Consider the following 23972-nt stretch of genomic DNA (forward strand, 5'->3'; position numbering starts at 1 on the left):
ATGGAGTTTTCCAATTGTTTACGCAAATATTTTAAGAACGATCGGTGCAAAATAATTCTTTACCGATTGTTCTCAATATGTTAAGATACTCTTCAGAAGGAGGAGGCGTTGGAATGGCCAGATCCAAAGAGTTTGATGAAGATGCCGTTTTGCTTAAAGCCATGCAATTATTTTGGGAGCAGGGTTATGAGAAAACATCGATGATGGACCTAGTCTCACAAATGGGCATTCACAAGAGAAGTATGTATGACACCTATGGCGATAAACATTCTTTATATATCAAAGCGTTAAAACGCTACAATGAAATGATAGAGAAATCCATAAGAAGCCTGGTAAATAGCGCTTGTTCAGCCGAAGAAGGTATTCGTTTATTATTAAAAACGGCTGTCAATCAGGATAAAAATGAACTTCCTAAAGGCTGCTTAATGGTAAATACGGCCGTAGAGATGGCAACTCATGATCTTGAGTCCAAATTATGGGTAACACAGAACTTTACAAGCTCAGAACAATTGATACGTGAATTAATTGAAGCAGGTCAGCAGTCGGGCGAATTAGATAAATCACTAGATGCCGAAATGTTGTCCTACTATTTTAACAATGCGTATACCGGGCTGCTAGTGATGTCGAAGACGATAGATGACAAAGAGAAACTAAATAAAATTATCGAAACGACAATGTTTATGATAAAGAAGAAATAAATTTTTTTTGACAATTGTAGACCGATCGTTCTAGAAACAACAAACTTTTTAATTAGAAGGAGAAATTAATCATGACGAATCCACAGAACAACACTCCACATAAAAATGACTTACTAGAACTAGTACTCGAGGCATCTGGAGGACTTAAACGGTGGTCGAATATTCAAACACTTACGACAAAACTCGCTGCAAGCGGCCCATTCTGGGAACTCAAAGGATACAAAGACGCTTTCTTGGAAGAGACTTTGGAAATCGACGTCCAACGTCAGCACAGCATCTTTACACCATGGGTTGATTTCGGCCAGAAATTAATCTTTAACGGTGAAGCTGATCGAGTTACCTTGCAGTATGCCGACGGTCAGACTGTAGAAAGCCGTACTAACCCACGTGCTTCATACGAAGGCTACGACATGTTCACGCCTTGGGACAAATTGCAAGTCGGTTATTTCCTTAGCTACGCGATGTGGAATTACCTTACTACACCATACTTGTTCACTTTCCCAGGTGTAGAGACACACGAGATCGAGCCTTGGGATGAGGATGGTCAAACATGGCGCAGACTGCACGTAACCTTCCCTAAATCCATTGCTACACATACGTCAGAACAAACTTTTTATTATGATAGCGAAGGTATGCTAAAACGTATGGACTACACAGTTGACGTAAACGGTGATGCAGTTATCGCTCACTACATTGAGGAATACAAAACGTTCGACGGAATGGTATTTCCAACCCTACGCCTTGTTTACCCGCGTAATCCAGACGGTACTGTAGACCGTAGTTTTATCCCGATTATCGTCGATATCCACGATATTACGATCGCTTAATCGCTCAATTGCTTAGTTTGCCTATTATCTATTACAAAATAAAGGAGACTACATCCATGTCCCAATACACAGTTCCAACTTTAACGATCACATCTAATAACCAAACTACCTATGCTTATCGCCGATTTGGCAAAGCTGGCACGACTCCTGTCGTGTTCCTACAGCATTTTCGCGGCAATATTGACAATTGGGATCCGGCGTTAGTCGATGACATTGCCGCTGAACGTGAAGTCATCCTCTTTGATAACAGCGGGGTAGGACGTTCTACAGGAACGACGCCGCGGACGATAACCGAAATGGCCCAGGGCGCATTGGGTTTCATAGATGCTCTAGGCTTGACTACGGTCGACCTGTTCGGTTTCTCGTTGGGTGGTTTTATTGCGCAAGAAGTTGCACTTCTACGTCCTCATCTTGTTCGGCGTTTAATTCTAGCTGGAACTGGCCCGGAAGGCGGTAGAGACATGCATGGTTGGAAGGATGAAACTCGCCGTCATGCGATTAAAGATGTTCAAGGTGCTGAAGACATCTACTACCTATTTTTTGCTCAAACGCAGAACAGTCAAGCCAAGGGCCAAGAATTCGTGGGACGTATCTTTACTCGATCAGAAGATCGAGATGAGACGCCATCATTGGCAACGCGTGATGCGCAGGACGAGGCTATTATTCGCTGGGGTATTCCCAATATGGGCAAATTAAAACGCCTTGCGGGAATCACGCAACTAACACTTGTTGCTAATGGCAACAACGACATTATGGTTCCGACCGTGAACTCATATTTACTCGCAGGTCACATCCCTAACGCGGAGTTAATCATTTATCCAGATGCCAATCATGGCTTCTTGTTCCAGTACCCACACGAATTTGCTGGAGAAGTGAATCGTTTCTTGAATAAAGCATAATGATGTCCAACAGATAAGGTAGGCCATTACACTTGGTCTGCTTTTTTTGTCATCAAAATGGAATATGCATCACCAATTAGGATTTACAATTACCTTTGTCGATATATAAGAGAAGTGAATGTTATAGAAAACATATTAAACAAAAATAGGGGGAAGCATATACTTCTACGAGGGTTCCGATAGACATTGAAAACCTATCTTACGGCTTAAAATTTAATATGGAATAAGATAAATATACGCCGATTACGACATTAGCTCATCAGTATTTCCAAGGAGGTCATTAACTATGCCTATCGTTAATATTAAAATAACCCGTGAGGGAACCACCCCTGATCATCAGTCTGTTACGGCAGAAGAAAAGGCAGCACTTATCAAAGGTGTCAGCGAGCTTCTTCTCAATGTGCTTAACAAGCCATTAGAATCAACTCATGTAATTATTGAGGAAGTTGAGTTGGACAATTGGGGATGGGGCGGACTACCAGCTCTTGAATATCGCAAGCAACGCTCCGTTAAGTGATAAAAGCAGAGAAATCTAATCATGCTATATTTTCATTCAAGGAATAGGGGTAGGATGGAAGTTTCAAGACATAAGATCCATGAAAGAAACCAATAATAAATTTGAAGAGAATGTAAGGATAAGCTGCTCACAAAGTGTAAAGAATATACCAGTCAAAAGGAGATGATACTATTATTAAAATGGAAAAGAAATTGTACACGGCTACTGTAAATGTTGAAGGTGGAAGAGATGGTAAAGCAGTTTCGAGCGATGGCAATCTTAACTTAGACTTGAGATATCCGAAGGAGCTAGGCGGCCCAGGTAACGGAGTCAATCCAGAGCAGCTGTTCGCTGCTGGATTTGCTGCATGCTTCGAAGGTGCAATGGGAACTATTATTAGGAAAAAAGGAATTAAAACGGAAGGCATTGCGATAGTTTCAAATGTTTCACTGGGAAAGGATGCGAATGACGGCTATGTACTTGCAGTCCATTTCGACATTTCAGTAAAAGGCGTAGATATCAATGTGGCTCAGGAAATTGTCGATGAAGCCCATAATGTATGTCCTTATGCCAGAGCAACTCATGGCAATATTGAAGTCATATCGAATGTGATTGGCTGACGTTTCATTTCTCAAAAACCCCGCTTGCTGAAAGCGGGGTTTTCATTGTCTTAAAGCTGCAAATTCTCCGAAGTGGATGAGATTGATATGAAATTAATTATGAGGAGGTTACGGGATGGAAATCCATTCATTAAGTAAAGAAACATTTAGGGGACAGATCGATCATGGGATCACACTCGTTGACTTTTATGAGCCTAGCAGCAAATCATGTCAAGAACAGCTTCCCATTGATGAGAAGTTGGCTCAAGAAGTAAGATCTCAGGCTACCATTACTAAAATTGATATCAATCAGGAAAAAGAACTCGCAGCTGAATACGGTGTGTCTAGCGTTCCAACCTTTATGCTGTTTAAAGATGGATATAGAGTAGAGACTTGGGTTGGGCAGCAAAGTAAAGAATTCTTGCAGCAGCATATCATTAGCTATGCAACCATGGGGGATTCTTGCGTGTAATAGCTATTTATAAGCGTGAATCGATAAGGCAGGGATCCTCCTAGGAGAGATTCCTGCTATTTTTTACATGTTGACTGTTACTTATAATATTACTATATTAAATATTATTAGATTAAATAATTTTAGTATATTGAATTATTTAAAAATTAAAATATCCATAATAAAAAGGAGCTATTCAAATGAATATTCAAATATTAGGCCCTGAAGATCAAGGGAAAGAAGAATTCGATGGAGGCAAAATAATGGCGCAGAAACCTATAGGTTTCTCGGGCCAAGGGGCAGTTACGGTTAGACTTGGTCCGCTATTCTATTGGGCTTGGGGAAAGGCAGAGGCAGCAGGAGGGATTGGGTTCCATCCTCACCAAGGGTTTGAGATCCTTTCTTATGGCATTACCGGTCAAGGATTTCACCGTGACACGCTTGGTACTGAAAGCATACTTCAACCAGGTGACATTCAACTCATGCAAGCGGGCTCGGGTATGCATCATGCCGAGCAAGTTGAAGCAGGCTTCGAAAGTTTTCAAATCTGGCTTGAACCATATTTGAATGAAGCTGTGAGGCGAGAGCCAATGTATTCATTGTTCAAACACGAGGAGTTTCCGCAGACACGCCAGGATGGCGTTAACGTCAAGACGATCTTGGGTGAAGGCTCACCTGTCCGCCAACTCGTGACAGATGCACGCATGTTTGACGTCGAAGTTGAGGCAGGTGCATCGTATGTCCACCGGCTATTACCGAACCGCACGCTAGCCGGATTGTCGATTAGAGGTAACGGCGGTTCCATCTCTACAACGGAACAAGAATCCGTCTCATTTATGAATAAAGATTTTGCGATTGTTCGATCTGATCAAGAGGTAGACATCAACATCCGTGCTGCAGCAAAGACGCTTCGAATTTTTCTAATTGAAGTTCCTACCGAAGTCGATTATCCTTTGTATAATAAAGCTAGATAAGGTGGTTAAAGAATGACTGAACGCGATGCTGAGGGTAAAGCTCTTGATTTAAGGCTAACACGCGTAATTAGAAACATGGTGAACGCTCTATACGGGAGTTTAGAGCGCGACATAGACAGCTATGGCCTCAGTATGGAAACCTTTCAAATTCTCGAGTTTCTATACAATAAAGGTCCGCAATCCATTCAGAAAATTAGTGACACTTTCTCAATTCCAAGCGGGAGTATCACTTATGTAGTAGATAAGCTAGAGAAAAAGGGGTTCGTAGAACGTCTTCCAATACCAGGTGATCGTCGTAAAACAAATGTAGCATTAACTGGGGATGGACGTAGATACTTCGATACAATTTTCCCTAAGCATGTGCAGACCATTTCCGACAATTTGTCTTTTGCAACAGATGAGGAGAAGCTGGAACTTATTGTGCTGCTTAAGAAAATTGGGTATGGTATCAAGAATCGTCAAGGCAATTTAAATGAAAATGGGGCAGATCCTCTCTGAGATGGGTGTTCTAGACTCCAAACTATAGTTGAGGGGCTTGCTTCGCGTCTCCAATAATAAATAAGAAACCGATGTCCCATTTTCTTGGGAAACATCGGTTATTTTTTACTTCCTATCATTCGGTTGCTTTATTTCACTGTTTTGTTATAAGCACCGATTTTTTCTGTAATGCTTTTTGCTGCGCTATCGAGCGCGTCTTTTGGAGCCTTCTTGCCAGTTAAAGCTTCTTCGATGGCTGTTTCCACGATTTGACGAGCTTCTGGGAATACGCCCATTACAGCACCTTGGGTCGCTGTGTTTGCTTTTGTTTTGTGCAATTGATCGATGGCTGTTTGGAATTGCGGGTATTTCGCTAGGTTATCTTTCAAAATCTGTTCATCATAAGCTTTCTTCGTAATTGGGAAGTAACCAGTATTCACGTTCCACCATGCTTGTGTTTGAGGTGTAGTTAGAAACTTAATGAATTCCCATGCGCCTTGTTGCTCGGCTTCGGACTTATTATTCAAGATATAAAGACTCGCGCCGCCGACGACCACGCCGCCTTCTTTGGCATCTGCGGGCTTCGGAAGTGAGCTAGTTCCAACTTGGAATTTGCCTTCAGCACCTGTTACAATCCCGCGAAGTGAAGCTGTGGAATCCAAGGTCATGGCAATTTGACCAGCTAAGAAGGCTTTTTTCGTATCGTCTGTTTTACGACCGAGGTTTGCTGACGTTTTGCTGTCGACCATCTCTTTCCACCATGTCAGCGTTTTGACGCCAGCTTCATTGTTGACCATGGATTCTGTTGCAGCTGTGGTACGGCCATTCCCGTTATTGAGGTATTCTACACCTTGGTTAGCAAAGAATTGCTCCATAAACCAGCCGTAAATGGCAAAGGAAGAGCCGGATTTACCATCTTTGCTAAGCGCCGCAGCCGCTTTCGTGATTTCTTCATAGGTTGTCGGTGGTTTCTCAGGATCAAGACCTGCTGCTTTGAACATATCTTTGTTGTAATAAAGGATAGGGTTAGAGGTGTTGAACGGCATGGAATTCAGTTTGCCATCGACTTTGTAATAGTTCAGAATATTCTCTTCGAGCTGGGAAAGATCGAATTTATCGGCATCGACATACTTTTGGACAGGGGTAATGGCTTTGGAATCGATCATGAAGCGGGAGCCAATTTCGTAAACTTGAATGAGGGATGGGCCGCTTTTGGTATCCATGGATGCTTTCATTTTGTTGATACTTTCATCATAAGTGCCTTGGAAAACGGCTTCAACCTGTACATTTTTCTGGGAGGCATTGAAATCTGCGACTAATTTATCGACAGCTTTACCAAGTTCGCCACTCATCGAGTGCCACCAGATCACTTTAACGGGTTCAGTTGGCTTTTTGACATCTGCTGCAGCTGCGCTTGAGGTAGGCTTACTCTCAGTCGTGCTTCCTGAAGTGGTTGTTTCTGCTTTGCCGCAAGCGCTAGTTAACAGCACCATAATTGCGGTCATTGCAAGGACGGAGCTTCTCATTTTCAATGTTTTCATGCTTCGTTTCTCTCCCTTATCTCTTTTCTAAAAATATATGGAAATCTATTTCAGCTATTAGGCTGAATAGCGTAGCCATCTAGGATGGGGCTAACCTTTCACAGCGCCGGCCGTAAGTCCGCGGACGAGCTGTTTTAATCCGAGTACAAGCAGTAAGAGGGAAGGTAGCAAGATGATTGTTACCCCCGCCAGCACCAAGTTCCAAACCGTTAATTCTTCGAATTGGAGCATCGCGATGCCTATTTGCACGGTTCGCATGGCTTCACTATTCGTAATGAGCAGAGGCCATAGATACATGTTCCATGCATTTAGGAAGGCATAAACAGCTAAAGTTGCAAGAGCTGGGCGTCCGAGCGGCAGCACAATGCGGAGGAACATGCGAAAATGTCCGCAGCCATCGATTCGAGCTGCTTCGAAAAGCTCCTTCGGCAGCTGCAAGAAGAATTGCCGCAGGAGGAAGGTCCCGAAAGCAGTTGCCAGGAATGGCACAGTTAGGCCTTGCATGCTATCAAGCCAGTCCCACTTTTTGACCGTCAAATAGTTGGGAATAATGGTGACCTCCCATGGAATCATCATCGTAGCCATGAAAAGCGCGAAGATGAATGCTTTCCCTTTAAAGCGAATATTGGTGAAAGCATAGGCGGCCATGCTCGAAGTAATGAGTTGTCCCAGGGTAATAATGATGGAGACAATTAAACTATTGGTAACAAATTTGGCGATAGGCACAAGCTTGAAGACAGCGATTATACTGCCCAGATAGAAGCTGCTAGGCAAGAAGCGGGGCGGATAAGCGGATGCTTCTTCTGGTGTCATCAATGCGGATGAGAACGTATAGAAGATGGGATACAGAACAATCGCGGCGCAAACGATCAATAGGATGTAAACGAATGAATTTTGCCAACGAGAGGTCATTGATAGTGCACCTTCCTTTCAAAAACTTTGAATTGGATGACAGTGAAAATAAGAATAATGGTGAAAAGGACAAGTGCTTGAGCGCTTCCCGTTCCGAAACGGAAGTTGATAAAAGCATCCTGATACAAGGAATATACGAGTACATCTGTAGAGTTTACTGGACCACCTTTGGTCAGAATATGGATTTGTCCGAAGGACTGAAACGCACCGATGATCGACACAATTGTGACGAAGAACACGGTAGGGGAAAGCAAGGGCAGCACGATTTGAACAAAGGTTCGAATGGGACCAGATCCATCGATTTTGGCACTATCGTAGATTTCATCTGGAATACCTTGCAAGCCGCTAAGCAGAACAATGTAAGTAAAGCCGAGATTCATCCAGATGGTCATCATGGACACGGAGAGCAGCGCCCATCTAGGGTCGGTCAACCAAGCTACAGGCTCTAAGCCGACTAGGTGCAGCAGATAATTCAACATGCCAACACTCGGGTGAAACAGCATCATCCAGATCACAGCGGAAGTACCTACGGACAGAACGACAGGCAGTGAGAAAATGAATTGGAAGATACGCATCCCTTTGAGCTGATTGTGTGTAAAAGCGGCGAGCATCAGCGCGATTACAATGACAGTAGGGACGGTTAAAAGTGTAAAAAGGCCAGTCACGCCTAAACTCTGATAAAATCGTTCTGAGGTGAAAATCGCCGTGAAATTATCGAATCCAACAAAGGAGGCAACTCTGCCTCGCGGATCGGTTTCGTGCAAACTCAGATAAAAGGTCTGAATCAAGGGATAAAACAAAAAGATCGCAAACAGCAACAAGGAAGGGAGTAAAAAGACATAACCCAAAATCGTTTCCATCCAAGTATGGCTGAGCATAGCCTTGCGTGGCTGCTCTACCTTTGTCTTTGTTTTTGTTTTTCTTGCTTGACGTAATTCTCTTTCTAAGACATTCATTCCAAGCTCCTCCATGAACAATATTGGCAAGTACTATACTTTCTAGCGTAACGCTCGTTTATTTGACCTACGTTAAATTCAGGTGAAGAATTTGTATATATTTATTGATCTTTACAAAATAGATAGATTCACCTACTGGGCAAAATCGGGTCAACTCTTCTATAATTTGTGGATACTTTGCTAGTAATAATTGTAGGAGAGTGAACTATGAACACACAGAAACCGATTGTGATTGGACATCGCGGAGCAGCTGGGGAAGCACCAGAGAATACACTGGCATCTTTCGCATTAGCGATAGAACAAGGGGCTGACGGTATTGAACTTGATGTTCAAATAACGAGAGACGGTGAAATTGTCGTCTGTCATGATCTTACATTGGATCGAACGACGAATGGCTCCGGGTTTATTGGTGAGAAAAACTGGGAAGATGTGAAGTCCCTGGATGCGGGTTCTTGGTTTTCAGAAGCGTTCACGGGAGAGAGAATCCCATTATTGAGCCAAGTATTTGAGCTTATACCTCGAGGCTATCTCATCAATGTGGAAGTAAAGCATGCTTATGAAGGGCGAATGGAGAAGGCGCTATTGGCCTTTTTGAACGAGGTAGACAGATGGGAGGATACCGTGATTTCATCCTTCGATCACAAAGTGATTCACAGGATCAAGCAAGCGCAGCCAAATGCGAAAGTAGGGCTGCTGTATGCAGCCAACTTAATGGATCACGCGGCATATGCGAGGCAATTGGGGGTAGACGTGTATTCTTTGCATCCGTATCACCACTGCATTGAAAAAGAGGATGTAGTAGCAGCCGCGGCTGCGGGGTTGGCCATTTATCCGTATACAGCCAATGAGGCTGCGGATTATAAAAGATTAATTGCAGCGGGTGTTTCGGGGATTATTACCGATTATCCTGCACGATTGCGGAATCTGCTCTAGTAGCATCTTGATCATTTGCTCATAAATTGGGCATAGCCACACTTTCAGACAAATTACAGAAAACAAAGGAGCTGTCTCAGAAGGTCTGAAAAGACCAACGAGATAGCTTTTTTTGTGGAAAGTATTTCGATTTTGTTTAGTATAACAACAACAATGTGTTAAATATCATTATTTATTTATTGCAAAACGATAAATTATGTGATAAATTCAATTCAAAATTAAATGATAAGTGAGGGGCTTTTTTATGGAACGTGGATCAACACTTTTTTTAAAGGCAGCTGTTTTTCTTATGGGAATCCCAGTGCTTGCTTTGTGCATATTTGCAGTGCCTGAGATCGCGAATTTTGCAGTTGAATTATATCCAGATCATACGTATTTAAAATATCTTTTTATCATCGATTTGTATGCATCGGCGATACCTTTTTACATTGCTCTGTATCAAGCGTTTAAACTTTTAAAGTATATTGACCAGAATAAAGCTTTTTCGGATTTATCTGTAGAGTCTTTAAAGATAATAAAGTACTGTGCACTCACGATCAGCAGCTTGTATGTGTTAGGGATGCCACTTTTTTATCTCCTTGCGGAGAGAGATGATGCCCCAGGTATCATAGTAATCGGAATGGTCATGATTTTTGCCGCCATGGTGATTGCCGTGTTTGCTGCAGTTCTCCAAAAGCTTTTAAAAGAGGCTATTGATATAAAATCTGAAAATGATTTGACAGTCTGAGGTGAATAACAATGGCGATAATTATTAATATTGATGTGATGTTGGCGAAAAGAAAAATGAGCGTAACAGAGCTCGCGGAGAAAGTTGGAATCACAATGGCTAACCTATCTATATTGAAAAATGGAAAGGCAAAAGCCATTCGATTATCCACGTTAGAGGCGATTTGTAAGGCATTAGATTGTCAGCCTGGTGATATTTTAGAATACCGAGAGGAAAGTATACCTGAATAGGGGAGGGTTAACCATGGACGTTAATAATCCGATTATTGATAATATCGCTAACCCCCATGAGCTGGAGAGAATGTTTAGAGAAGAACCCGAAGTTTTTAAAAAATCATTTTCTCACGCCTGGGAACAAAATCCGGATTCGCATGTACTTGCCGTTTGGTATGAAAGGTTGCATTTCAAGGAGAAGGTACATAAGGAGAAAGCTTCCTTGTTTCAGAAAGATTTCATATCCATGGGCATCTTAGCCATTCTAGCCGGGATCATGACAAGGATCCTATTTCATTTTGTCGAAAAGGAAGCTATAGCCCCAATTAATCTTGCATTTGGTGTACTTCCCTTCATTGCCATCTATTTTGTAACCAAGAATATGCCGAATAAAAAGGTTCTGTACACCTTAGCATCGTCATTCCTACTCTCCGGAATATTTCTGAATCTGTTGCCACTAGAGTGGACTGACAGTATTATTCTGGCCTATATACACTTACCCATATTCTTATGGGTAGTCGTGGGGCTTGCATTTACAGGAAATGACTATCGCAATGGCAGAACAAGAGTAGCCTTTCTTAAATTTAACGGAGAATTCGGCATACTCTATGCCCCCATAGCAGTTTGCGGCATGCTGCTATTTGGAATAACTATGCAGTTATTTACATTTCTCGGTATGAATATAGAAGATTTTTATTTTAGAAATGTTGTTGTATTCGGGGCTGCCGGTCTCTCTATCGTGGCTACATACCTAGTATCAAGGAACCTTAAACTTGCCAAAAGTATTATTCCCTATATAGCCAAAATTTTTAGTCCTCTTGTGCTGGCAACCTTGTTGGTCTATCTGATAACGGTTATTGTGGTCGGGAAAAATCCATTCTTGGATCGAGATTTCCTTCTATCGTTCAACGGAATACTCCTTGGTGTGTTGGCCGTTACCATATTCTCCATTACCGAAAGCGGCACAGACGAGAAAAAGAGCATTTCGGATTATATCCATTTTGCCCTCATTGTCCTTGCTCTGATCATAGACAGTGTTGCTTTATCCGCCATCGTGTTCAGGCTTTCTTCTTATGGGATTACGCCCAACCGACTTGCAGTTCTAGGTGTAAACCTACTGATCTGGGCCAATCTCGTTTGGATCATGCTCTCCTATTGGCCGTATCTGCGAAATAAAACCGGACTATTGGCCATCCAAGATGCCGTTACGAAGTATTTGCCGATCTACGGGCTGTGGGCAGCTTTCGTTGCATTTACTTTTCCTTTATTTTTCAATTAGAAGTATTAGCTGGGAACATGGATGTAAAGTGAATCCATTGTGTTCACTGTGAACGATAGTTGAATATGTATGTCAGAAAGGGCTACCGGGTTAATCGGTAGCCTTTTCGACGATAAGCAGAGGGGCAATTTTCGCCAACAGAGAAGGTTTTTTGTGAGTATCTGTCGAATTATTTTACCTTATCAACATACAATTACGAACTAATAGAGAACTATTTCGCAACAAGCAGGGAGCAGATCGCCGAGGCAACTGCTCCCTGCTTGAGATTGAAGCTGCTTATTAAATGAAGGTCATCGAGTTATTTGGAAAATTTGCACTTGCGTGGGGGGGACCTACTTGAGAAGAGTGCTTGAAATGTATCGTGTAATCGTAAATTGGATAGAGAGAAGCATTGTTCGAAAGTTAATTTTGTATATTTTACTCGTGAGTGCTGTGATGTTCACGGGTTCCGGACTATTTGCTTATTGGCAAACGAAAGAGATGTTTCTGAACAATCTGGAAAAACAGCTGACTAGCGATGGGGATGCAATAGCTTGGCGGATCAACGATTTTTTTAAAGAGAAAGGCTCGATTGTACGGCAAATGGGGGTTAACTCTACAATATTGTATTATTTGAAAACCGTTGAAGAACGCGGCGATGCCCGAACAAATCCGTATTACAAAGAAGTTATGTCAACTCTGAATGGCATTATGCAAACTGACGATACACTAGGTACAGTCTGGATTGTCAGTGATCGTGGGAACTTTTTGTTAGCGAATGGTTCACTGCTCACGGGCACAGACTGGAATAAAAATTATCGCGAGTGGTACGATCCGGCAACGCGGCTTAGTGGCTATCAGGAAGTTTTTTATTCATCCCCTGCGTACAGCGCAGCGACCGGTAAGTTAAACGTTGATATTGTCAAACCAGTCTATGATAAAGATCACATTGTCGGATATGTCGGAATTTCAGTATTGTTGAAAGATTTTCCTCGTATCATGGAGTCATATAACCCTGGTGAAAACGGATACACATTCCTGCTATCATCGAATGGGAAAATGGTGTATCACCCAGATCCCGTTACGTCGATGAAAGATGATGTGGACAAGATGCCTAACGCATTGGGAGCTCTAGCCAAACAAATGCTCGCTGGAGACAAAGGCTTTCAATTGGTGAATGTTAATAACCGTAATGAGTTTGTTTACTATGGTCCAGTCGTATCCACGGGTTGGTCTGTAGCGGTTGCTATTCCGCAATCCGAGGAACAACAGCTGCTCACGCACTTTAGCCGATTAACCTTGTTATATTTTCTTGTCTCCGGGCTGCTGCTTTTAACAGTTGTGTATTGGTTAATGAGGTCGATGCTCAAGGAAATACCGGCAATTTTGGCGAAAATCAGAGAAATTTCCAAAGGGAATTTGCAGGTTACAATCGATGTCAAATCACATAACGAAGTGGGGCAGATGGCGGCTGCGATAACACAAATGGCTGGACAGCTTCATCATTTTAAAGAACATCTCGAAGAACTGGTAGACACTCGAACTTGTCAGTTTAATGAAGCCAAGGAACTCGCGGAGAAGGCTAACCGCACTAAGAGTGAGTTTTTGGCCAATATGAGTCATGAAATTCGAACTCCGATTAATGCGATCATGGGATATAACTATTTATTGCAAAAAACACCGTTGTCCGACAAACAAATGGAATACGTCAATGCGTCGATACAGACCGCCAAAGCCTTATTGACGATTATTAACGATATTTTGGATTTCTCGAAAATCGAGGCACAGAAAATCGAGATCGAGAAGATTGATTTTGATCTTTATGGGGTATTGAGCAACATTTCCAGCATGATTGGCTTGAAAGCGATGGATAAAGGATTGAAAGTTCACATTTTCGTTCATCCGGATGTGCCACAAGTGTTAAAGGGAGACCCATTCCGTCTAAACCAGATTCTATTAAATCTGGCGAACAATGCCGTGAAATTCACAGCCGATGGAGAAATACAGATTGATGTGAACCGGATCGCAGCAACGCCCTCGGATAACGACATCATGCTCCAGTTCGAAATCACAGATACAGGAATTGGCATATCGGAGTCACAGCAAGAGCTTCTGTTCAAAGAGTTTTCTCAGGCTGATATGTCCACTACACGTAAATATGGAGGGACAGGACTTGGTCTTGTCATTAGCAAAAAACTGCTCGAGATGATGGGCGGAACCATAGGCGTCGAGAGTAAAGTTGGCGTTGGCAGTAAATTTATCTTTACCGCTAACTTTGGATTTGGATCGGATGCCATTTTGAGGGAAATACCAAGGGATAATCTGAGGATTTTGCGGATTTTGTCAGTAAGCAAGAACACAGAAATGCAGCTTGTATTGAAGAACCAATTGGAGCAATTTCAATTCGTGGTCCGTCCGGCGTATTCAGTCGCTGAGGCTATCGACATTATACAGCAGTCTGACGAATTCGATTTAGCGCTGATCGATGCCAGAATGGATCATGTTAAGAACGTGCCGCTAACTGAACGGAAGTTACTCTTGATCGAAGCAGTCGGGGGGCATTCTCAAATTGCCGCATCTATCGAAAATGAAGAGATTCGAAGAATTCCCTATCCTGTTAGCTCATCACAGCTATTTGACACGATCGCTTCGAAAATTAATTTGCCTTTGATGACAGATGTATCAGTCCGAACAAACGATAAACGAGAGAGTTCATCCACCGTTCTATCGGGGGTTCGCATTCTGCTTGTCGAAGACAACGAGATCAATCAATATGTGGCTAAAAGTATTCTCGAGGATGCCGGAATTATTGTCGAAGTCGTGGAAAACGGCAAATTAGCTGTGGATAAAGTATCGGCTTTTACCTACGACGCTATCTTGATGGATGTGCAAATGCCAGTTATGGACGGTTTTGAGGCAACAAAAGCAATCCGGCAATTAGAAGAAGAGGGACTGCCCAAATCGACAATCATAGCAATGACTGCGGATGCTATGAAAGGCGTAGAAGACAAAGCACTCGAGTCGGGTATGGACGCATACCTTACAAAGCCAATCGAGCCAGCACAATTGTTCGCCACTTTGCAGAGGTTAGTGCTTACTTCGAAATCGAAAAGTGGATGACTCAAAAACTGCGGAGTGTGCTTAAATTCTAACTTTAAAATGAAAGATAGGGGATTGCATGGGCCAAGTCAAGACTACTACAGCATGTTTCTTGATCGCTGGATTGGCGGCACTAACCATTGGCTGTGAAACTAGCCAGATATCAAATCCATCTGTGCCTTCAGAAAGCCTGTCGAGTGCAGCTCCAATTTCGATTAATGTCCTTGCCTTACAATCTTCTGACAGCGATTATTTGGAGAAATTGACCAAAGAAAAATTTACACCGGATACGGGAATAAACGTTCATTTTGTAAAGGAAGCCTATGTCAACATGGCACAAACCTCGATTGCCGCGCTTTCCAATGGAAGCAAGGAGTATGATGTTATCCAGCCCTATGTGCAAATGATCCAAACGGTTATTTCTGGTAATTGGCTGGCTTCCTTTGATGATTTGGAGAAGAAATATCCGAATGTGCCCCTAATAAATAGGGATGATTATATTCAAAGTTATCAAAATTTATATAAAAAAGACGGAAAAACCTATTCCATCTTATTTCAACCGGATACACGAGTCCTTTTTTATAACACAGAGCTATTAAAGAGAAATGGCTTGGAACCTCCGAAGTCATGGGATGAAGTTGTGAACATGGCTGCGAAGCTGACAGATCGAAATAAAAATCAATGGGGTTTCATTTCCTCTACGTCGAAGGAAGGTTGGATTCCGCATACCTGGATCCCTGTACTTTATTCGGCAGGTGTCGAAGGCTTTGATCCGCAGAATCTCCCCAAGCTAAACACAGAGCAGGCTCAAAAAGCGACCCAATTATATGTGGATCTTATTCAAAAGTATGCGCCGCCTGAATCCCTGAACATTACGGGAGACGAGGTCATGGACTACATGAAAAAAAAGCAGGTGGCCTTCGCGCTTGAAGTAACCGCCTTTTGGGTACAAGGATACAGCTCGATTTCCTTCCCGACCCCATCTCCGGATGTTCAGCGACATGGTACAGGCGACACTGGGGGATGGTCTTTTTCAGTCGTCAAAGGGGACAAAGAAGAAGCGGCATATCGCTTTGTGCAATGGGCTACCAGCGAAGATGTGCAATTGAAAGTTCAACTAAATGGCCGTCACAGTCCAGGTATTACCAAATTGTGGTCTGATGAGAGATTTACCTCCCAAACGCCAAATTGGAAAGGTAGCCTAGAGGCGGTAACAGGTGCAGACGCTTTTGCTCCATATCCGAACAATCCAGCAATCATCGATACGTTGTGCAATTACCTAAACGGTATGTTGTACGGAAAATATACAGTCGAGGATGGACTTTCTCATGCGCAGGAGGATATTTCTAATTTGATGATAAAGGATGGCTTAGTCAAATAGAAATAGGATTACAGAAGCGTTTACTTTATACAGCAAAATAATATGATGCTGAATTTTTATACGAATGCAACAAGGAAATAAGATAATTTCAATAGAATTTAAGTAGAGGACTATTTAAGCGTAAAATCAAAAGAGAACCCGGGAGGTTACGGAATATGTTGAACTTAAAGACGGCACCGTTTCATTTGATGGATGAAGACATCCAATGGGTAGAGCAAACTATCGCCTCCATGAACCTGGAAGAAAAAATTGGGCAACTTTTTATTAATTTAGGAAATCGTCATGATCCGGTTTATTTGCAGGAGCTGCTGGATAAATACCATATTGGAGGCGTGCGCTACAATCCGAATACTTCGGAGAAGATCTATGAGCAGAATAAATATTTGCACACTCATAGTAAAATTCCTCTCCTGATCGCAGCTAATATGGAATCGGGAGGCAATGGCGCTTGCACAGACGGAACGATGATCGGTACGCATGTGCAGATCGGTGCAACCGGAGATCCGAATTATGCTTACCAAATGGGGTATGTAAGCGGGGTTGAAGGGGCGGCGGTAGGCTGCAACTGGACGTTTGCCCCCGTGGTCGACATTAACTATAATTGGCGCAACCCGGTCACGATGACACGCTGTTTCGCGGATAATCCAGACGATGTGTTGGCAATGTCGAAAGCCTATTTCAAAGGCATTGGTGAAAGCGGTTTCGCGGCGGCAATGAAGCACTTCCCTGGTGACGGGGTTGACGAACGAGATCATCATTTGCTGACAAGTGTCAACACCCTGTCCTGCGAGGAGTGGGACCAAACCTTCGGCAAAGTTTACAAGGGAATGATTGAAGAGGGCGTGCAAAGCGTGATGGTCGGCCATATCAAGCTGCCTGCATATTCGATGCGGCTTAATCCGAATTTGGCGGAGGAAGATCTGCTTCCGGCCACGCTGTCGCCGGAACTTGTGACGGGACTTTTGCGGGAGAAGCTTGGGTTCAATGGGCTGGTGCTTACCGATGCCTCACGAATGATCGGTTTAACTTCCGCTATGAAACGCTCTGATATACTGCCGCGAGCGATTGCGGCGGGCTGCGATATGTTCCTGTTTTTTAACGATCCGGAAGAGGATTATCAGTTCATGATGGACGGCTATAAGAACGGCGTCATTACGGAACAGCGTCTGCATGACGCCCTGCGGCGTATCCTCGGGCTCAAGGCTTCTATCGGCCTGCATCGCAAACAACAGGAGGGTACGCTGGTTCCTCCAAAGTCGGCGTTAAGCCGAATCGGCTGCGGCGAGCATTTGACCGTTGCGGAGGAAGTGGCAGATCGCTCGATTACATTGGTGAAGCAAACTCGCCCCGACTTACCAATCCGGCCGGAAACGCATCCGCGGATTATGGTATACATTCTGGGGGACGAGGTGATGTTTTTCGGACTTAAGCAGGACGGAGTCCGTACGCTAATTGCGGAGGAGCTCAAGCGGGCTGGTTTTGAGGTTACGCTTTATGAATCTCCGACAGCTGAAGCGGAACGAATAAAGCGGGAGAGACCCGGCGAGCCAGTTGCCGTACAGTTCTTCAAACGGCAAAAGGTAACGGAGTTCATCGAGTCGTACGATGTGGTATTATTGTTTGCAAATGTCCAGCAATTTGCGCAAGAGAACTATGCCAGAATCAAATGGCTTTCTCCCATGGGATCGGAAATTCCTTGGTACGTCGCCTCGTTGCCGACGGTATTCGTTTCGCTGCACAATCCTTTCCATTTGTATGATGTGCCGATGGTTAAAACCTATATCAACGCTTATGAGCCCTCCCGGAACATCATCCGTCAAACGATATCGAAGATTATGGGGGACTCTCCCTTCAAAGGAGTCAGTCCTGTGGATGCGTTTTGCGGCGTGAGGGATACGCGATTTTAATCAGCTTCTGCCAAACTTGTGACTATAACATAATAATCGACCAGACAAGGCTGCCGGTAGATCGGTGGCCTTTTCTCATGTTAAGGGCAGGATAATTCATTAATTTTGTGGAATATTGTGGATGGAAATTGATGAAGGAATATTAACTAAACAGAGAGACTTTGGAGGGTAAATCTGTAGTAGCTTTAGGTAATAAATGATGGGGGAGATGCAAATGACACCTTTTACAATTTCTACAGCAAAAAGAGTGGAAACAGCTGAAACTAATACACTTCAATCACGTTTATCTGCCATTAAGAATCTAGATGGAAACCCACAGGATGTACATATCGAGAAATTTGGCAGTGCTACTGCCTTTATTGTTAAAGGAATTCCGGATCCTTATTTCAATTCTGTTAGGGGATTGGATAGTTCTACAATTGATGTTCTAGATGACATCATAAAATTCTATCGTAACTATAACGCCTCTTGCAGAATTGACATTACTCCATGTGATGTTAACTCAGAACTTTTCATAAAATTGGCTGAACGGGGATTCTATCAATATGGTTTCCATTCATCGTTATATGGTATTGCAGAGGCTAAAGAGCACATGAGCGATTTAAATGATGCATTGACCGTACGGAAACTTAACGAAAATGAGTTCAGTATATTTGGTAAAATATACACAAAAGCCTTCAAAATGCCTGAATTTTTATCAGTTGCTGTAGCTAAAAACAATCATATTCTTTATAACAAAACGGGGTGGCATTTTTATTTAGCTAGCTATAATGGCATACCTGCAGCTATAGCAGTTCTGTTTGTTCAAGATGGAGTAGGCTCACTTGCTGCTGCGGCAACGTTGCCAGATTTTCAGGGAAGAGGTTGTCAATCTGCTTTACTGTCTACACGGATAAATGAAGCAGCACAACTTGACTGTGATCTGATCGTAAGTCAGGCGAGTTTTGGGTCAATTAGTAAGGCTAATATGGAGCGTATAGGGTTGCGGACTGCTTACACGAAATCATTATGGAGAGCATTACCGGAGTGAGTGAGCAACATATATGATTCCGATTACTTTTTCAGGAGGTCTCTATGGGTAGTTTCCATTTTATAGGAATTAAAATATCAAGAACAGTTACTTCAAACATAACAAGCACAAATGGCACCTAAATGGGTGCCATTTTTCTTCTTTAAATGATTTTCGCATCACCTTGGAAGTGAATGAAGGGAGTTACACTGGGAACCTTATGGAGGAAGCATATTTACATAAGTAATATAATGGCATTTCACCTTTTGCACAGAAAGGAATGATTAGAATGATACATTACAGACTCAACTGGTGGAAACTTGGTTTGGCGTTCCCCTTGCTCTTCTCGCTGCCGCTTCTGCTCCCAGTTTCATCCTTCGGGAAGACGATCGATTCGATTCAAACGTTCTATCAGAGTTCCAAATCAGGTAAGCAGATCAATTTCGTCGGTGATAGTACGACAGATGCCGCGCAGGGACTATATGAACAGCTGGCCGAGTTCTATGTGGCTCCCGGAGGCGTTCTCGAAGGGGCACGAATCCGCAACCGCGGCTCAAGCGGCAATACGCTGCATCATTTTGTTAACCAAATCGCCACCCACGGCAATACGCTCGACAATGTGATAAGAGACCAGGCAGACTTGTATGTCATTTCTTATGGGATCAACGATATTCGGGAAAGCAGTCCTACGCAGATTAAAACCGATCTTAAGCTCGTTGTGGATAGGCTCTTGAAAGAAACACATGGTGGGGTTCTGCTGCGTATACCGAATCCATTCCTCTCAGTGAATCGCTGGAGCTATATTCATATAGACATTGAAAAAGCGCAGCTTTACTCGGATCAGCTTTGGGACGTGTATAGTAGCTTCAAGGATTATGATCCGCGAGTCGATATTCTCGATATCCCTAGCCTCGTGTTCGGACGTCAGGTTCGGCCTGAGCATCCATTCATGCAGGATACAATCCATCCGAATGAAGCAGGTTACCGTGCGATCGCAGATGCGGTCGCTCAGAAAATATCCGGCCAGCTTGTCAAGCCGAAATCAGAGGCTGTAAAACTAAATTGACTATTCCGCTTACGGGAGATAGTTACAAAATTTTACTCAACCTCACTCGCTTGTCCTTTGTAAGGTCGGTCTCGTCTTGCGCTTCCTCATCCAGGATAGCACCACTAATAAAAGGTTAACGCTAATGACCGGCAAAATAATTGAGAATGGAAGGATCTCAGTGTCATAAGTAATCAAATCTGTCAGGTGTAGAAAACTTTTCATGGATATAGCAAACAGTAATGCTCCTACAGGTAAAATGAGGGATTTCGTATCCTTTAAACCGAATATTTTGCTCAATATTTTTATAACAACATATTGAACAATAATGATCTCAAAAAGTGTAAAAATGGTCCAAATGCTGATAATGATAATCTCAATTCGTTCCAGGTATTCTCCGAATTTGACCAACTGGATGGATTGAAAAAAAGGAAACGAGGATATTTTGAACAGATTAAAGCCTAGTGTACCCAAGGATAAATACATATTGTCCCGAAAATTCACGAGGATCTTCACCTACATACGAAACGCGCGGCCGAAGATTGGTCACATTCCGAGCAACTGAAGGATCGATTGTATCCGTTTGTATTTGGTTTCCACTTTGCCGAGTCAGAGTGATTCAAAGTCTTAATGGGAGTATTTACTAGTTGAACTTAAGTTATTCAATGTAAGGACCCGACTATTGGTCAGAGTCTTAACGATGTGGCTACGGATAAATTCACCATAAAAAAAGAGGTCAACCAGTAAAAACTGGCTAACCTCTTACAATACCGCGCTCCATATGGAGTGATGAACGATGACTTTCCCTAATGACCGGAAGAGACGAATTTAAGTAAATCCTGAATCATATGGCGAAGTTCGACCGAGCTCTTGGCGACCGTTTTAAAACCGCGCAATGCGCTTGTTACCAGATGTGCCAATCTCACTGGAGGAATAGCGGTTGCGGTAGTAGGATACATTTCCAGCAAAGCGGCAAGCAAGACTTCCAATTTGCCGTAGCTTGTGTCGAGCGCCTCCCGGGCAAATTGGTATGAGCTGTCCGTTATTTCTTTATATTCCGGAGAGTGCAGCGATTCGTCGAAATTACGGATCGCCCATACTTCAAGGGCAAATAAAATTTTGTCTTTCGTAGTTTTTTGGGACAACAGCCCTTTCTCAATCTCCTCTATGAGGATATCGCCGTGGTGAACAATCGCGGCGTTGAAAATTTCCTCCTTACTCTTAAAGTACAAATAGAGACCTGCACGCGAAATGCCCGCGGCCTCCGCAATTTCATTCATTGCTACCCGTTTGTATCCGTACTTGAAGAACACCTCTAACGCCGTTGCAATAATATCCAGTTTCTTTTTATTGTCCATATATCCATTTTATACACTTTACAAACTTTGTCCAGTTGTATAGTATAGACACATAGACATTTTATGTTTTGTGTCTAATTAAATTTCAGAGGAGCAAACAACATGACAACCGAACAAAAACCGTTGCTGTCGGGATTTGGACCCAAAACGACTGCGCAAGAGGTACTGGCTGGACAAGACCTTACTGGAAAATTGGCAATCGTCACAGGCGGACATGGAGGCATCGGGCTGGAAACAACGCGCGCACTTGTAGAAGCCGGTGCAACCGTTATTGTCGGCGCCCGTGATATAAATAAAGCGCAAGAAGTGCTCGAACCGCTGAAAAATGTCGAGGTGATTCGACTCGATCTTGCGGATCCTGCCTCAATCGACGCGTTTGCCGCCGTATTCCGCAGTTCCAATCGTGCTCTCGACATTTTAATTTTGAATGCAGGCGTTAGTTTCCCTCCGACGATTAAAGATGAGCGGGGATTCGATACCCATTTCGCGACGAATTACCTAGGACATTTTCAACTTACGATCGGTTTATGGGAATCGCTGAAGCGATCGGGGAACGCTAGGGTTGTTGCTCTTTCGTCGATCGGCCATATGGCAGGACCTATTGATTTTGACGATCTGCATTTCAATAGGAGGCATTACGACAAGGTTGTCTCCTATGGCGAATCGAAGACCGCGTGCTCGTTGTTTGCCATTGAGCTCGACAAACGAGGAAGAGGACACGGAGTGCGCGCTTTTGCGGTTCATCCTGGTGCCATCCTATCGGGTTTGGCCCGACACTTGAGCAATGAGGATTTAGCCGCTTGGGGAGTAGAACGGAACGAAGATGGCACCTATAAGTCTTCTGGAGGTTTCAAAACCGCTGAGCAAGGCGCGGCTACTTCCGTATGGTGCGCAGTCAGTCCGATGCTGAACGGCAAAGGAGGCGTTTATTGCGAAGACGGTGATATCGCGGAGGTCGTATCGGACGATAGCCCGCTGCAAAGTGGAGTCCGTTCGTGGGCTATCGATCCAGTGATGGCAGAAAAGCTTTGGACGATCAGTGAAGATCTGCTGCACATTCCTCGTGGAACGATTTCTCGGAGTCTCGATTGATTCTCATTAGAATAGAACAAATAACTTGGTGAGATGGAGGGAGACTAAAAAATAAAAACAGTCGTTCGACACAGATAAGGTTTTACACAAAGGTGTCAATTTGAACTATGAAAAAAACACCTAATGAGATTCCGCTTACGGTAACAATCGGTGGTGAACTGACTGTAAACCGGATTGGGTATGGCGCTATGCAGTTGACCGGACCGAAGGTCTGGGGCGACTATCCTGATCGCAATAAAGGGATTGCGTTGCTGCACGAGTTGATCCATCAGGGCGTCAACTTCATTGATACCGCAGACGTATACGGTCCACACTCTAACGAGGAACTCATCCGCGAAGCACTTCACCCTTATCCAAAGAATCTTGTGATCGCCACCAAGGGCGGTTTCGTAAGGGGCGGTCCGGAGTACACCGACTTGAGCGCTGTGGGTAATCGGAATTACTTACGTCAGTGCGCGTTCATGAGTATGCGGCGTCTGGGTGTCGATCACATCGATCTCTACTATTTGCATACACCGACGATGACAGACGTGCCTTTCGAGGAGATCATCGAAACACTTGCAGGAATGCGAAAGGAAGGTCTAATCCGGCACATTGGCCTGTCCAACATCAGTGCTGACCAGCTTCGGACGGCAATGAGCATCACCGAGATCGCCGCTGTCACGGCTCATTACAACATTGGTACCCGGCTCGGCGCAGCATTGCTCAAGGTGGCAGATGAAGCCGGTATCATCTTCTCGCCGCGGCATCCGGCTGCCGTGCCATCGGGCGAGGAAGGCAAAAGGTTCCAAGACGTTCTTGGCCCCATAGCGGAGATACATCGCGTCACAATCCAGCAACTCGCCCTAGCTTGGCAGTTGCATCGTTCGCCGCGGATGCTGCCAATCCCCGGGACAACCAGTATTGATCACCTTAAGGAGAATCTCGCAGCTGTGAGCATCCGTTTGGCGCCGGAAGAAGTAGCAGCAATAACCAAACTTATCCCTGAGGACGATTGATAACATGTAGATAAATTGGTAAAGCTAGTTAGTCATTAAGTTATGCGGAACGTTAGCTTAATAAGGCAGACAAACCAAGCAGGCGCCGCGGCGACCTGCTTGGTTTATTGAGGTGGAAAGGCA

Annotated in this window: 24 protein-coding genes; 19 read left to right on the forward strand and 5 right to left on the reverse strand. The window is 43.7% G+C overall.

Going from position 1 to position 23972, the window contains the following annotated elements; all coding sequences use genetic code 11:
- Positions 1 to 113: 113 nt before the first annotated feature.
- The 8 genes from AC58QO_RS09990 (at position 114) to AC58QO_RS10025 (ending at position 5442) form a co-directional block, all read left to right on the forward strand.
- Positions 114 to 698 (forward strand): TetR/AcrR family transcriptional regulator, encoded by a 585-nt coding sequence (locus AC58QO_RS09990; RefSeq protein ID WP_497265145.1) that lies wholly within the window; start codon positions 114 to 116, stop codon positions 696 to 698.
- Positions 699 to 769: 71 nt separating this feature from the next.
- Positions 770 to 1525 carry a hypothetical protein gene (locus tag AC58QO_RS09995; protein WP_497265146.1) on the forward strand — a complete coding sequence of 252 codons (756 nt, stop codon included), beginning with the start codon at positions 770 to 772 and terminating at the stop codon, positions 1523 to 1525.
- Between the two features lie 56 nt (positions 1526 to 1581).
- The gene (locus AC58QO_RS10000; protein ID WP_497265147.1) at positions 1582 to 2424 is read left to right on the forward strand and encodes an alpha/beta fold hydrolase; all 843 of its coding nucleotides are present in this window, start codon (positions 1582 to 1584) and stop codon (positions 2422 to 2424) included.
- Positions 2425 to 2710: 286 nt separating this feature from the next.
- Positions 2711 to 2941, forward strand: coding sequence for a tautomerase family protein (locus tag AC58QO_RS10005; protein WP_497265148.1), 231 nt, complete (start codon positions 2711 to 2713; stop codon positions 2939 to 2941).
- A 179-nt stretch (positions 2942 to 3120) separates the two neighbouring features.
- The gene (locus tag AC58QO_RS10010) at positions 3121 to 3540 is read left to right on the forward strand and encodes an organic hydroperoxide resistance protein (protein ID WP_497265149.1); all 420 of its coding nucleotides are present in this window, start codon (positions 3121 to 3123) and stop codon (positions 3538 to 3540) included.
- A gap of 115 nt (positions 3541 to 3655) precedes the next feature.
- Positions 3656 to 3991, forward strand: coding sequence for a thioredoxin family protein (locus AC58QO_RS10015; RefSeq protein ID WP_497265150.1), 336 nt, complete (start codon positions 3656 to 3658; stop codon positions 3989 to 3991).
- Between the two features lie 179 nt (positions 3992 to 4170).
- A complete protein-coding gene (locus AC58QO_RS10020) occupies positions 4171 to 4944 on the forward strand; it encodes a pirin family protein (RefSeq protein ID WP_497265151.1) in 774 nt (257 codons plus the stop codon).
- Positions 4945 to 4956: 12 nt separating this feature from the next.
- Complete coding sequence (locus AC58QO_RS10025; protein WP_497265152.1) at positions 4957 to 5442, forward strand: MarR family winged helix-turn-helix transcriptional regulator; 486 nt, start codon at positions 4957 to 4959, stop codon at positions 5440 to 5442.
- A 128-nt stretch (positions 5443 to 5570) separates the two neighbouring features.
- On the opposite strand, the gene AC58QO_RS10030 is transcribed toward AC58QO_RS10025, so the two are convergent.
- From AC58QO_RS10030 to AC58QO_RS10040, 3 genes are all read right to left on the reverse strand, one after another.
- Positions 5571 to 6962, reverse strand: a complete 1392-nt coding sequence (locus tag AC58QO_RS10030) for an ABC transporter substrate-binding protein (protein WP_497265153.1) — start codon at positions 6960 to 6962, stop codon at positions 5571 to 5573.
- Positions 6963 to 7052: 90 nt separating this feature from the next.
- The gene (locus AC58QO_RS10035) at positions 7053 to 7874 is read right to left on the reverse strand and encodes a carbohydrate ABC transporter permease (protein WP_497265154.1); all 822 of its coding nucleotides are present in this window, start codon (positions 7872 to 7874) and stop codon (positions 7053 to 7055) included.
- Entirely contained in the window at positions 7871 to 8752 is an 882-nt protein-coding gene (locus AC58QO_RS10040; protein ID WP_497265470.1) for a carbohydrate ABC transporter permease, read from the reverse strand. Before AC58QO_RS10040 ends, AC58QO_RS10035 begins: the two co-directional genes overlap by 4 nt.
- A gap of 285 nt (positions 8753 to 9037) precedes the next feature.
- Here AC58QO_RS10040 and AC58QO_RS10045 point away from each other — a divergent pair, with 285 nt between their 5' ends.
- The 9 genes from AC58QO_RS10045 (at position 9038) to AC58QO_RS10085 (ending at position 20422) form a co-directional block, all read left to right on the forward strand.
- A complete protein-coding gene (locus tag AC58QO_RS10045; protein ID WP_497265155.1) occupies positions 9038 to 9763 on the forward strand; it encodes a glycerophosphodiester phosphodiesterase in 726 nt (241 codons plus the stop codon).
- Between the two features lie 244 nt (positions 9764 to 10007).
- Positions 10008 to 10490: a DUF2975 domain-containing protein gene (locus AC58QO_RS10050; RefSeq protein WP_497265156.1), complete on the forward strand. Its 483-nt coding sequence runs from the start codon at positions 10008 to 10010 to the stop codon at positions 10488 to 10490.
- Between the two features lie 11 nt (positions 10491 to 10501).
- On the forward strand, positions 10502 to 10720 hold the full coding sequence (locus AC58QO_RS10055) for a helix-turn-helix domain-containing protein (RefSeq protein ID WP_497265157.1): 219 nt from the start codon (positions 10502 to 10504) through the stop codon (positions 10718 to 10720).
- Positions 10721 to 10733: 13 nt separating this feature from the next.
- Positions 10734 to 11981, forward strand: coding sequence for a DUF4153 domain-containing protein (locus tag AC58QO_RS10060; protein WP_497265158.1), 1248 nt, complete (start codon positions 10734 to 10736; stop codon positions 11979 to 11981).
- 345 nt (positions 11982 to 12326) lie between these two features.
- Entirely contained in the window at positions 12327 to 15080 is a 2754-nt protein-coding gene (locus AC58QO_RS10065; protein WP_497265472.1) for a hybrid sensor histidine kinase/response regulator, read from the forward strand.
- 58 nt (positions 15081 to 15138) lie between these two features.
- On the forward strand, positions 15139 to 16440 hold the full coding sequence (locus tag AC58QO_RS10070) for an ABC transporter substrate-binding protein (protein ID WP_497265159.1): 1302 nt from the start codon (positions 15139 to 15141) through the stop codon (positions 16438 to 16440).
- Positions 16441 to 16595: 155 nt separating this feature from the next.
- Positions 16596 to 18347, forward strand: coding sequence for a glycoside hydrolase family 3 protein (locus AC58QO_RS10075; RefSeq protein WP_497265160.1), 1752 nt, complete (start codon positions 16596 to 16598; stop codon positions 18345 to 18347).
- Positions 18348 to 18561: 214 nt separating this feature from the next.
- Positions 18562 to 19377, forward strand: coding sequence for a GNAT family N-acetyltransferase (locus AC58QO_RS10080; RefSeq protein ID WP_497265161.1), 816 nt, complete (start codon positions 18562 to 18564; stop codon positions 19375 to 19377).
- Positions 19378 to 19645: 268 nt separating this feature from the next.
- Positions 19646 to 20422, forward strand: a complete 777-nt coding sequence (locus tag AC58QO_RS10085) for an SGNH/GDSL hydrolase family protein (RefSeq protein WP_497265162.1) — start codon at positions 19646 to 19648, stop codon at positions 20420 to 20422.
- A gap of 42 nt (positions 20423 to 20464) precedes the next feature.
- Here AC58QO_RS10085 and AC58QO_RS10090 read toward each other — a convergent pair whose 3' ends face one another.
- Both AC58QO_RS10090 and AC58QO_RS10095 read right to left on the reverse strand, forming a co-directional pair.
- The gene (locus AC58QO_RS10090; RefSeq protein WP_497265474.1) at positions 20465 to 20887 is read right to left on the reverse strand and encodes a GerAB/ArcD/ProY family transporter; all 423 of its coding nucleotides are present in this window, start codon (positions 20885 to 20887) and stop codon (positions 20465 to 20467) included.
- 320 nt (positions 20888 to 21207) lie between these two features.
- The gene (locus tag AC58QO_RS10095; RefSeq protein ID WP_497265163.1) at positions 21208 to 21759 is read right to left on the reverse strand and encodes a TetR/AcrR family transcriptional regulator; all 552 of its coding nucleotides are present in this window, start codon (positions 21757 to 21759) and stop codon (positions 21208 to 21210) included.
- A 102-nt stretch (positions 21760 to 21861) separates the two neighbouring features.
- Here AC58QO_RS10095 and AC58QO_RS10100 point away from each other — a divergent pair, with 102 nt between their 5' ends.
- Together AC58QO_RS10100 and AC58QO_RS10105 are read left to right on the forward strand one after the other, a co-directional pair.
- Positions 21862 to 22851: an SDR family NAD(P)-dependent oxidoreductase gene (locus AC58QO_RS10100; protein ID WP_497265164.1), complete on the forward strand. Its 990-nt coding sequence runs from the start codon at positions 21862 to 21864 to the stop codon at positions 22849 to 22851.
- 107 nt (positions 22852 to 22958) lie between these two features.
- Complete coding sequence (locus AC58QO_RS10105; RefSeq protein ID WP_497265165.1) at positions 22959 to 23849, forward strand: aldo/keto reductase; 891 nt, start codon at positions 22959 to 22961, stop codon at positions 23847 to 23849.
- Positions 23850 to 23972: the final 123 nt, after the last annotated feature.

The organism is Paenibacillus sp. J31R30 (assembly GCF_059692115.1).